Raw genomic sequence first — 10,930 nt, 5'->3', positions numbered from 1 at the left:
CTGCGTACCGCGGTGAATGCCGGCTTGGCGCTGACCTTGCGAACCCCTCGCTTTGCCCATTCCGGCATTGTCGAAGCACCGCGCGAGCTTGGCCTGCCGCAGGTGCCGATGGCTGAGTTCGCGATCCGGCTGCGCGCCGGCGCCGATGTGTCCGCGAGCGATTTGGCGGCGTTGCTGGGTGCCAACCTGGCTCTCTCCGGATCGCCTGGTTGAATTCAACGAGGCCACATTCCGTCATCAGCCTGTTGGCAAAGAAAAAGCCGACCTTGCGGTCGGGCCGGTCTATTGCAAAGAAAAAGCCGACCTTGCGGTCGGCTTGGGAGTGAGACGGGCCGAGGGGTTTGGGGGGACTTGGGGGGTGGCCCGTCGCAGCAATAATGTCCGAGCACGGTGATGGTTCCGTGACTTCCGAAATTTTTTAAGAAATATTTGACGACGCTTGCCGGGAGCGTGCCATCAGCCAGTCGCGGCCGGCGTGGGCAAAGACCGCGCAGAGCACGATCGCGCCGCCGACCATGCTGGCCACCGGCGGTATTTCGGCCAGGAACAGAAATGCAAACAAGATCGCGAACGGCACTTCCGCCGAGCCGAGCAGGCCGGATTCAGGCGCCGGGATAAGCCGCGAGCCTTCCGTCCACAGGATGGAAGCCAGCGCGAAGGACGCGCCGAATGTGGCAAGCAGAACCGCGTCCCTTGCTGAGACCGCCAGGGGATCGGTAACGAACCAGCCAAGTATGAACAACAGGAAGGCCGAAACCGCGCCGGCCCACACCACGGGCGTGTCGCGGAACGCGCGCACCATGATCATGTAAAGCGCGCTGCCGGCCGTCATCAGCAGCGCCAGCCCGTCGCCGAACAGGTTGCCGGTGCCGAAACCCGACCACACCATGATGGCAACCCCGCACAGCGACACGGCCGCGGCCACCATCGTCTGCAGGCGGAAAGGCTCGCGCACCAGCATCCAGGCCAGCACGGCGGCAATGAAGGGCGACGTCGCGTAAATGACCGCGACATTAGCGACGAAAGTGAACTTGAAAGCCGATATGAAGGCGATGCTGGCCAGCGCGCCTTCCACCGCCAGCAGCCAGCCGCGCCAGCCAAGCCGCAGCGGTTCGTGGTTGCCGGCACGGAGGCGGCGCCACAGCACGTAGAGGCTGATCAGGATCGCGCCGACAAAGCCGCGCCAGCAGGTAATCGTCAGCGGATCGGCATGGATCGACTTGGTCAGCACACCGGTCAGCCCGAATACGGCCGCCGAGGACGACACCAGTATGATACCAAGCGTGCGCTCGGTGCCAGTGTCGGTGGTGGCTGTCATATCAGTCATGGCCGCAAGACTACGCCACTCCATACTGACATCGTAACGTCAGCAATAATGAACATCAAAGCCGCTTGCGGAAATGCTCGCCGCCGACGATCAGCAGACCGGCGGCGACGATAAGGGCAGCACCCAGAAAAACCTCGCGGCGTGGCACATCGCCCCAGATCGCGTAGCCGAGCGCGAACGCCCACAACAGTGAGGTGTATTCGAGTGGCGCCAGGATCGATGCCGGCGAGCGCTTCATGCCTTCGAAGAGAAGATATTGCGCCAGGCCGCCGAGTGCACCGACGCTGGCAAGAAGCAGCGATTGCGTCGGGTCCGGCGTATGCCACCACAACAAAGCCGGCACCGCCGAAAACACCAGGAAATAGAAATTGTTGAGGAGGAGCTGGATCATCGAGCGCTCGGCAAGGGCCGTCTTGCGCAGGAGCACGATGGCGATGCCCCACAGGCCGGCCGCCGTCAGCACCAGCAACACGGGTACCGAAAGGCCGAGATGGGCGGGATCGCAGGCGACAAAGACACCGGCAAAGCCGATCAGAACCGCCAGCCAGCGCAGGACAGGCACCTTTTCGCCGAGCAGGACCACCGAAAGCACGGTGACGATGATCGGGGCCGCGTAATAGACGGTGGTCAGTTCGGCGAGTTGCAGGCTGCGAGCCGCGTTGTAATAGCAAAGCCATGCGGCAAGCGTGAAGGCACTGCGCACCAGCATCGGCCGCACGATCGGCGAGCGCACCGTATCGGCGAACAGCGCCCGCCCGCCTATGGCCGCGCAAGCGCAGAGAATGGTGATGCTGCGGAAGAACATGATCTGCCAGACAGTCATGCTGGTAACCAGCAGCTTGATCGAGGCATCCTGCGTCGAAAACAGCAAGTAGGCGGCGCCGGTCAAAAAGATGCCGGCGAGAACCCTTTCGCGTGTATCGAGAATGGCGATATCGGCCATAAGGCGTGCGCCTGCTTGAGTGAAGGCGGCTCCAGCCCCAGTCGGCTCCGCTCCCGCCAGCTATACGGGCGAAATCCCGCGCGGCGCTGCTCCAGCGCCGTGCTTGCGTTTGGGGCAGGGGAAGGCAGCGCGAACAGCCGGTCCCGGATGCGGCTTCTGGCGCGGCACGGCTGATTGGTTTAGCATCGTCTCATAAAGCGGGGGCCGAAGGGCAGGCGCGCAGAACGCCGGGGAACGGACAGGAAATTAGCGCTCAGCCCATGCCGGATGTAGCATGCGCAGGTCCGGCCTGATGGGCCGCGTTTGACAGAGCGGATATTTTGGGGGGAGAAGGCCGATGCAGAAACTGCAGTCGCAAGGCGTCCATCACATCACGCTGGTCGGTGCCGGCCGCCAGACCTCGATCGATTTCTGGGAAGGTGTGCTGGGCATGCCTTTCATCTTCGAGCAGCCCAACCTCGACAAGCCGACCGAAAGCCATCTGTATTTCGATCCGGGCGACGGCCGGCTGATCACCATCTTCACCGACGAGACCCGCACGGCCGTGAAGCGCCGCACCCCGACCGACCCGGGCTGCGTTCATCACATCGCCTTTGCGGTGTCGCGCGTCACCTTCCTGCAGGCGGTCGCCCGGCTCGACGAGCGCGCCATCAAGCACAGCGGCGTCAAGGATCGCGGCTTCATGGATTCGATCTATTTCGAGGATCCGCTCGGCCTGCTGATCGAGCTTGCCTCCTACCGTTTCGAGCCGCCTGCCGGCTTCACCCATGCCGACGTGCTGATGGAGGCGCATAAGCTTCGTGTCGCGCGTGGCGACTACAACATCGCCGAAGTGCATCTGGCTGACGCCATCCAGGCGCTGGTGGAACGCGCGCGCGCGACATTGTCGGCCGACCGGGCACCCAAAAATCCATATTGAAGGCTGAACAGGCAAGGGAGGAATACGTGGCAAAGACAGTGACGAAGAGCGCAAGGAAACCGGCGGCCAAGACGGCGTCAAAAGCCGCAGCGAAGCCGGCAGCAAAAGCAGCGGCCAAACCCGCGGCCAAGACGGCGTCAAAGGCAGCCGCCGGCAAAGCCAAGGCGAAACCGGCAAAGAAACCAACACTGACAATCAGCATGCTGAAGCCGAGCGTCAACAACATGACCGTTCGCGTCTTTGCCCGCGCTGCCGGGCTCGACCATGCGGAGGCCGATGCGTGGGGGCACACGCGCTCGCCGGAATACATGGCGCGCAATCCGGCCCATCTGACGCCGATGATCGAGGACAAGGGCCTGCCGCGCGGCGTGCTTTGGGAGAGCTGCGCCATCATGCAATATCTTTCCAACAAACATGGACTGGAGAAATTCTACCCCAAGGCGCCAGCCAAGCGGGCGATGATAGACAGCGCCATGTTCTATCTGATCGGCACGCTCTATCCCTATGTGGCGCGCGCCACCTATCCGGCGCTCGGCTTCCCGCAATATGCCGGCGAGGTCGGGCACAGCGACGCCCACCCGGACAGGAAATCGGAGGCACAGAAGGCCGCGGTCGCCGCCATTGCCGAACCGCTCGAGGTCTTCCACTCCTTCTTCCGCGACGGCAAGCCGTTCATCGGCGGCAAGAGCCCGTCGATCGCCGACATCCGCCTTGCGGCGACCCTCGAGTTCCTCGCCGTCATCGACTACGCCCTGCCGAAATGGGCGAAGGAATACATGGCGGCAATGGAGAAGAAGCTCGGCAAGGCCTACGCCGGCCCGGCCGGCGACGTACGCGGCTACATCGCCCATGTGAGGTCGCAAGCCCAGGCGTGATTCCAACCAGTTGATGGGGCGATGATCTGCGGAGGCGGCCGCAGGACTGGTTTCGCCTGTGGCGTCGTGGATCCCCGGCAGCTTGAAGTTGGCGGGGCTTGCGTTAGTCTGGGCGCGCATGCAGTCGAATTTTTCTCTCGACCGGCTTGGACGCTGGAGCGGTGGCGTGGCCGCCGCGGCCCTGGCGGCAACGCCCGAAGACTTGTCGGCCCGCTTCAGCGCGGCGGCAAGCGTGCTGCTTGGCTCGGATCGTGCCTATGTCGGCTTCTATCGTCGCGACATAACCTCCCTGACCATCGACGAGGCCGGACCCGATCACTGGAACCGCGACTATGATGCGCGCATCTATCGCCAGGATCCCTTCTTCCAGAGGTTCGCCAGCACCAGACAGGATTTCCTGCTGCCGTTGTCGGCTCTCAGCCACGGCGATTTCCAGCGCACTCCGTATTATCGCGAATTCTACGGGCCGTCCGGCAGCTTCGATGAAATAACCGGCGTGTTCAACCTCGACGGACTGACCGCCGGCTATGTGACCTTTCTGCGCCGCGATGGCGCGCCGCGTTTTGGCGAGCATGATCTGGCGGTGGCCGGCGCGGCGAGCAGCGCCACAAAGCTTATTCTGCAAAGGCTGCTTCATTTGTGCCGTCTTCGGGACAAGGGGGCCGCAATCGAAGCCGCAGGGTCGCACCTCAGCGCCCGGGAAAGGCAGATCGCACGGCTCCTGATCGAGGGCGGCAGCGCCAAGACGATTTCGCGAAACCTGTCGATTTCACCCGGCACCGTGCGCAACCACATCAAGCAGGTCTACCGCAAGCTCGGTGTGCACTCCCAGGTCGAGTTGCTGGCCGCCGGCTGGGAGGCCCCGCGCGACTGACGGTTTCGTTTCGCCAGCTTCACTGCCCCGTCACGACGCGTGTCCACATGCGGTTCTGCAGTCGCAGCAACTTTGCGTCGTTGTTCTCGACCACGAACAGCTTGGCTTTTACGTCGTCGGGCGGGAAAACGCCGGGATCCTTGGCGACAGCCTGATCCATCAGCGGCAGGGATTCCGGGATCGCATTGGCGTAGGAAACATAACTGGAATTGGCCGCTGCGATATCGGGCCGCAAATTGAAATCGATCCAGGCCTCGGCATTCTCCGGATGCGGCGCATCCTTCGGCACCGCCATCGTGTCGAAGTTTATCAGCGTGCCTTCCCTGGGAATGGAATAGGCAATTTCCAGCTTCTTGGCGGATTCCGCCGCACGGGTCTTGGCCTGCAATATGTCGCCCGACCAGCCCAGCACGACACAGATGTCGCCGTTCGCCAGATCGTTGATGTATTTCGACGAGTGGAAGTAACGGATATAGGGCCGCACCTTGCCCATCAGCTCTTCTACCTTTGCGAGGTCGTCCGGACTGGTCGACCTGGGGTCGTTGTGCAGGTAGTTCATAGCCATCGGAATGATCTCCGCCGGGGCATCGATCATGGCGACGCCGCAATCGGAGAATTTCTTGACGACATCGGCGTCGAAGACCATGGCGAAGGAATCCGTCGGCGCGTCCGGCATCCGTTGCTTGATGGCAGCGACATTGTAGCCGATGCCGTCCGTGACGGCCATGTAAGGCACGGCGTGCAGGTTGTGCGGATCCGCGCCCGCGATCAGCGACAAGGCTTGCGGATCGATCTTCGAGTGGTTTGAAAGCTTCGATCTGTCGAGCTGCAGGAAAACGCCAGCCTTCACCTGGTTCTTCAGGAATGGAAAGGCCGAGGGATAGACCACGTCATATCCCGAGCCGCCGGTGAGCAGTTTCGTTTCAAGGACCTCGTTGCCATCATAGACATCGTAGCGGACCTTGATACCTGTCTCCTTCTCGAATTTCTCAGCCGTGTCCGGCGCGATATAGTCGGACCAGTTGTAGACGTTGACGACCTTCTCATCGTCCGCCCGGGCAACGCCGAAGCAGATGCCGCAGGCAAGCGCGGCATTAAGGACTGGGAAGAGCAGAGAGCGCATGGGTGTCCTTCTTTCGCTGGTGGCGGGCCGATGCGGTGTGCACCGTTCCAATTTCACTGTCGGCACCCTTGCCGCTCAACGCCGTTGCGGCGCGTAAACCGGTAAGGTGATACAGGCGACGTTGCCGCCGCCGAGCAGGATTTCGCGGGAGTTCTCGATGCCGACCACCTTGTGGTCGGGAAACAGCGTGGCCAGTTGTTGCTTTGCGGTCCGGTCGAGATCGCAGCCGAACTCAGGCACGACCACGACGCTGTTGCCTGGATAATAGTTGATGTAACTCGCCGCGATCCGGTTGCCGGCCGGCCGTGCCCAGGTCGAATCGACCCGGTCCACGCTCTCGCTCTCCTCCATCGTCATTTCGATCGGCAGGGGGTGAGGAAGCCGATGAACCTCAAGACCACGGCCACGCGCGTCACGGGCCGAACGCAGCACCTCCTCGGCTTCGCGCACGATCTCATATTGCGGGTCGTCCCGGTCTTCGGTCCAGCTCAGCGCGACCACGCCAGGGCGCGCGAAGCAGCAGAGGTCGTCGACATGGCCATCGGTCTCGTCGAAGGCAAAACCGCGCGGCAGCCAGATGATTTTGTCGACGCCGAGATAGTCGCCAAGCTGCTGTTCCACCTTCGCCTTGCCGAGATGGGCATTACGATTGCGATTGAGCAGGCACTGCTCGGTCGTGATGAGCGTTCCCTGGCCATCGCATTGCAAACCGCCACCTTCGGCGACCAGCGGCGCGCGGTAGCGGTCCATCCTCTCAACCTCGAGGACTTTTTGCGCCGCGAGGTCGTCCAAATCCCATGGCGAGTAGAGGCCGCCGTCGAAACCGCCATAGGCGTTGAAAATCCAATCGACGCCGCGAACGCTGCCTTGGTCGTTGACGACGAAATTGGGGCCGCTGTCGCGCAGCCAGGAATCGTTGGTGGATATTTCCACGACGCGCACGTCGGCAGGCAATCGCGCTCTGGCGTTCCGCCACTGGCGGCTGGATGCCGCCACGGTCACCGGCTCGCTTTGTGCGATCGCCGCCGCGACATTGGCGAACAGCTTCTGCGCGGGCTTGGCACCCAGACGCCATGTGTCCGGCCGTTCTGGCCAGATCAGCCAACAGCCTGATTTGGGTTCGAATTCGCCAGGGGCGCGAAAACCATCCTGCCTCGGTGTGGTCGAGAGCGTATGTGACATTGTGGGATACCGGAAAATGGGACGACGAAACTTTTCCGGATCAGACGGTTTTAGGGCCTTGTCCGTCAATGTCCCATTTGGGATACCTTGATCACTGCGCTAGCCACTGGCCTGCGTTCGGCTGGGGCGAGCACCATTGGTGCCGGGCCTTGGTTGCCCGTAAGTTCGATGTCTCTGTCGTTTACTGCGTCGCCTGGTAAAGTTCCGAAGCGGCCTCTTTCAGCGCGCGCCGGCCGTCCGGCTTGAGATACATCATGTGCCCACCTTCAACGACGTCGAGGCGGATCGGCCTGGCGCCGGCGAGCGACGGGATCTGGCCGACCAGATAACGTGACGCCAGATAAGGAGTGACGAGATCGGTGTAGCCATTGACGATGACGACGCCCAGCGCGGGATTCAGAGAGCGCGCTCGCTGCAAATCGTCCATCACACCGGCATAGCCCTGGCGCGAGGTGCTCGTGCCATAGTCCCAGTTGTGGCTGATATCACCGTTCAGCAAGCGGTAGCTGACATCGGTGCGAAAGTTCAGTTCGTCGCGCGCGTAACCGACAAAGGCCGAGGTCAGCGCCGGCACGCTGCGGTCCAGCACCGGATCGGGACCGGCGATGCGGGCGCTCTGGGGAGCGATGTCCGCCGTCGCGATCATGCCGTCATAGGGGCTGAGCACCTTGCCAGTGGCACGGGCAAACTCCCTTGCGAAGAGCGAGGTCGGGACGCGGGCGAAGTTGCGGTGAACGAGGTCGGGTGGCAGGCCGGTGATCTCGGCCACGCGATCGCTCGCCAGCCGCCCGCCTTGCTCCAGCCCGCTGGTGAGCGCGGTGAGGTATTCGCCAAGTGCATAATGTTCGACCTCGGCGAGCGTTTTCCGCAGTGTATCGCCGTTGACACCTTCACTGCGCAAGCGGACCGCCGCGAGGGAGGGCAGTTCGAGAGCCCAATGCAGCGGCTCGAATTCGTCGGGCTGCACCAGGGTGAATTCCAGCGCCGGTGAGATCAGCACGATGCCGCTCGGGCTGATGCCGATATCTTCCTGCAGCGTCCTGGCAAGCAGTGCCGCCCGGAACCCGCCATAGCTCTCACCGGCGAGGAACAGCGGGGATCCCGTGCGGCCGTTTTGGGCGAGATAGAGCCGGATAAAGGCGCCGATCGAACTGGCGTCCTGGCTGACGCCCCAGAAGTCGTGCGTGTCCTGGCCAGGGGCCTCGCGACTGTAGCCGGTTCCCACCGGGTCGACGAAGACGAGGTCGGTCATGTCGAGCCAGCTGTCGGAATTATCGACGAGCTTTTGCGGCGAAGGGAGGAATTCCCCGTCGGCTCCGGTCGCCACGATGCGCGGTCCGATCGCGCCGAGATGCAGATAGGCTGATGCGGCGCCCGGGCCGCCGTTGAACACGAAGGTGATCGGCCGCGGTGCTTCCGCCGCGACGCTCTCCCGCGGTTTCAGCGTATAGGCAACATAGAAGATTTCCGCTGTGACCTCGCCCTTGCCGGAGAGCAGCGGGAGCGTGCCGGCCTTTGCCTGGTACTGCAGGCTGCGCCCGCCAATGCTGATCGAATGGTCGGTGATCGCGGGCGGCGGCAGCAGCGACAGCACGCCGCCCGCGGGCGCCGGCCGCTCTGGCGTTTCAGCCAGGAGAGGCTGCGCGAAGCCGGCAAGCATGAAGAGGGCAAGGCAGACGAGTTTCAGCTTGGAACGCATGAGGCCTCCGCGGGAACGACATCCGCATAGGTATGGCCGAGGCGAATGAAGTCAAAGGGAATAGAGGATGGCGAGCCCCCTGCTGTCCCGCCGACACCAGTTCCTGATAGCTTGGGACGTCCTGCTCGGATTGGCTCACACGTCTTGCACGACCGTGCTATCAAGGCAGAAAGCCATTCGGAAGGAACGAAAATGGACGCAACCGAGCTCAAGGCCATGCAGGCGCCGCTGAAGCAGGCCTACCGCGACGACGCCGCGCAAGCACTGATCACGCTGAGGGCAAAGGGCTCGATCGACGAACAGTCGGTGGCCTGCAAGGTGGAGACGGGCAGGGCGTTGGCAATCGCCGGCCTTCATCCGGCAACAGGCGGCTCAGGGCTCGAACTGTGCTCCGGCGACATGCTGCTCGAGGCGCTGGTGGCGTGCGCCGGGGTGACGCTGAAGGCGGTGGCCACGGCGCTCGAGTTCAAGCTCGGCGCCGCGACCGTTGAAGCCGAAGGCGACCTTGATTTTCGCGGCACACTTGGCGTCGCCAAGGACGCGCCGGTAGGCTTTCGCGCCATCCGGCTCAATTTCAGTCTCGACACGCAGGAACCGCAGGAGCGCATTGATTCGCTGCTGAAACTGACCGAGCGCTATTGCGTGGTGTTCCAGACCATCAACCAGAAGCCGGAACTGACGGTGAGCGCGCGGTGATGAATCACAAGGCCCGCGGCAATGGCAGCGGGCCTTGTGATACCTGATGCTTACTGAGCCGCCGGCTCTTCGGCGTCGCCTTCGTCGGTGAAGGGCGAGGCGCTCGGCACGCACTGCACGGACCAGCCGGCGGGTGTCGGCTGCTTCTGATACTCGGTGATGGCGGCGGTGCATTGTTCGCGCTTGTCGAAGGTGCTGGGCAGCACGACCATGCCGCCCTGCGGGCCGGCGATTACCAGATACCAGACCAATGCTGCGGTCGTAGCCATGGAGTTTTCCTTGTCTGCCCAGCAGGGCGCTTGGTGTGGGAGTCGTCCAATGCTAACAACTCCTCGGAAATGACGAAAGCATGACCGCCGCCTTAGATCGCAGCCGCGTCATGATTCTGCAGGTTTTCGGGCTGGGCGTGTTGCAGCCGTCACTCAATCGGTCGCAAAGAACAGCCGCCGAGGCATCGAGAACGGTGCGGTCGTGATGATCCATCATGGCTGCCTCTTCGGCACCGGCTCGAGTTTATTCCGGTTGCCGGTAGGCGACGAAGCGGTTGTGCTTGGCCTGGAAGATCAGCCCGGTCTCTGTGAGATCCGGGCTGGCCAGCGGCACGATGCGTTTGGCGATCTCGGAGGGGTGCGGCAATGTCTCGGGATCCTCACCGGGCACGGCTTGCGCGCGCATCGCGGTGCGCGTGGCGCCGGGGTCGGCGGCGTTCACACGCAGCGGCAGGCTTTGCGTCTCATGCGCCCAGGAGCGCATCATGGTCTCGACCGCCGCCTTCGATGCCGCGTAAGGCGCCCAGAAGGCGCGCGCGGAATGCGCGGCATTGGAAGACAGGATAATCGCCCGGCCGGCATCCGAAAGCCGCAGCAGCGGGTCGACGGAGCGGATCAGCCGCCAGGTCGAGGTGACATTGATGGTCATCACCTTTTCGAAGGTCTTGGCCTCGACATGGCCGATCGGCGAGATGACGCCGAGCACGCCGGCATTGGCGACGAGAATGTCGAGCTTGCCCCAGCGCTCGTTGATGGCGCCCCCTAGCCGGTCTATGCCGGCCATGTCGGCGAGATCGAGCGGCACCAGCGTCGCCTGGCCGCCGGCCGCCTTGATCTGGTCGTCGAGTTCTTCCAGCCCACCGACGGTGCGGGCAACCGCGATGACATGCGCACCGGCGGCCGCCAATTCCCTGGCGATGAAATAGCCGATGCCGCGCGAGGCACCGGTGACGACCGCAATGCGGCCGGTAAGGTCGAAGGTCATGCGATGGCTTCCGCAGATATGGCTGGAGCTAAGGACGG

Annotated in this window: 11 protein-coding genes and 1 pseudogene; 5 read left to right on the top strand and 7 right to left on the bottom strand. The window is 63.2% G+C overall.

The window, feature by feature from the left end:
- Positions 1-213 (top strand): annotated as a pseudogene (locus O7A61_RS16150) (LysR substrate-binding domain-containing protein); the annotation flags it as partial.
- Positions 214-418: 205 nt separating this feature from the next.
- On the opposite strand, the gene O7A61_RS16145 reads toward O7A61_RS16150, so the two are convergent.
- Positions 419-1,327: a DMT family transporter gene (locus O7A61_RS16145; RefSeq protein ID WP_337130615.1), complete on the bottom strand. Its 909-nt coding sequence runs from the start codon at positions 1,325-1,327 to the stop codon at positions 419-421.
- A gap of 55 nt (positions 1,328-1,382) precedes the next feature.
- On the bottom strand, positions 1,383-2,270 hold the full coding sequence (locus O7A61_RS16140) for a DMT family transporter (protein ID WP_337130614.1): 888 nt from the start codon (positions 2,268-2,270) through the stop codon (positions 1,383-1,385).
- A 337-nt stretch (positions 2,271-2,607) separates the two neighbouring features.
- On the opposite strand from O7A61_RS16140, the gene O7A61_RS16135 reads away from it, so the two are divergent.
- The 3 genes from O7A61_RS16135 to O7A61_RS16125 all read left to right on the top strand — a co-directional run bounded on the left by O7A61_RS16135 (position 2,608) and on the right by O7A61_RS16125 (position 4,938).
- Positions 2,608-3,189 carry a VOC family protein gene (locus tag O7A61_RS16135; protein ID WP_337108047.1) on the top strand — a complete coding sequence of 194 codons (582 nt, stop codon included), beginning with the start codon at positions 2,608-2,610 and terminating at the stop codon, positions 3,187-3,189.
- Positions 3,190-3,215: 26 nt separating this feature from the next.
- Positions 3,216-4,064: a glutathione S-transferase family protein gene (locus O7A61_RS16130; RefSeq protein WP_337130613.1), complete on the top strand. Its 849-nt coding sequence runs from the start codon at positions 3,216-3,218 to the stop codon at positions 4,062-4,064.
- A 166-nt stretch (positions 4,065-4,230) separates the two neighbouring features.
- The gene (locus O7A61_RS16125; RefSeq protein ID WP_032935341.1) at positions 4,231-4,938 is read left to right on the top strand and encodes a response regulator transcription factor; all 708 of its coding nucleotides are present in this window, start codon (positions 4,231-4,233) and stop codon (positions 4,936-4,938) included.
- 19 nt (positions 4,939-4,957) lie between these two features.
- On the opposite strand, the gene O7A61_RS16120 is transcribed toward O7A61_RS16125, so the two are convergent.
- From O7A61_RS16120 to O7A61_RS16110, 3 genes are all read right to left on the bottom strand, one after another.
- Positions 4,958-6,061, bottom strand: a complete 1,104-nt coding sequence (locus O7A61_RS16120) for a polyamine ABC transporter substrate-binding protein (protein ID WP_337130612.1) — start codon at positions 6,059-6,061, stop codon at positions 4,958-4,960.
- Positions 6,062-6,136: 75 nt separating this feature from the next.
- Positions 6,137-7,243 (bottom strand): agmatine deiminase, encoded by a 1,107-nt coding sequence (aguA, locus tag O7A61_RS16115; RefSeq protein ID WP_337130610.1) that lies wholly within the window; start codon positions 7,241-7,243, stop codon positions 6,137-6,139.
- A 181-nt stretch (positions 7,244-7,424) separates the two neighbouring features.
- Positions 7,425-8,942: a S10 family peptidase gene (locus O7A61_RS16110; protein ID WP_337130609.1), complete on the bottom strand. Its 1,518-nt coding sequence runs from the start codon at positions 8,940-8,942 to the stop codon at positions 7,425-7,427.
- A 192-nt stretch (positions 8,943-9,134) separates the two neighbouring features.
- Here O7A61_RS16110 and O7A61_RS16105 point away from each other — a divergent pair, with 192 nt between their 5' ends.
- Positions 9,135-9,638 carry an OsmC family protein gene (locus O7A61_RS16105; protein WP_027144133.1) on the top strand — a complete coding sequence of 168 codons (504 nt, stop codon included), beginning with the start codon at positions 9,135-9,137 and terminating at the stop codon, positions 9,636-9,638.
- A gap of 50 nt (positions 9,639-9,688) precedes the next feature.
- On the opposite strand, the gene O7A61_RS16100 is transcribed toward O7A61_RS16105, so the two are convergent.
- Positions 9,689-9,907, bottom strand: coding sequence for a hypothetical protein (locus tag O7A61_RS16100; protein ID WP_015318519.1), 219 nt, complete (start codon positions 9,905-9,907; stop codon positions 9,689-9,691).
- Positions 9,908-10,151: 244 nt separating this feature from the next.
- Positions 10,152-10,892, bottom strand: coding sequence for an SDR family NAD(P)-dependent oxidoreductase (locus O7A61_RS16095; RefSeq protein WP_337130608.1), 741 nt, complete (start codon positions 10,890-10,892; stop codon positions 10,152-10,154).
- Positions 10,893-10,930 lie beyond the last annotated feature (38 nt).

It is taken from the genome of Mesorhizobium sp. Cs1321R2N1 (genome assembly GCF_037179725.1).
Classification (GTDB): domain Bacteria; phylum Pseudomonadota; class Alphaproteobacteria; order Rhizobiales; family Rhizobiaceae; genus Mesorhizobium; species Mesorhizobium salmacidum.
The sequence above is the reverse complement of the archived record's forward strand: the minus strand, read 5'-3'. Positions and strand labels throughout refer to the sequence as shown.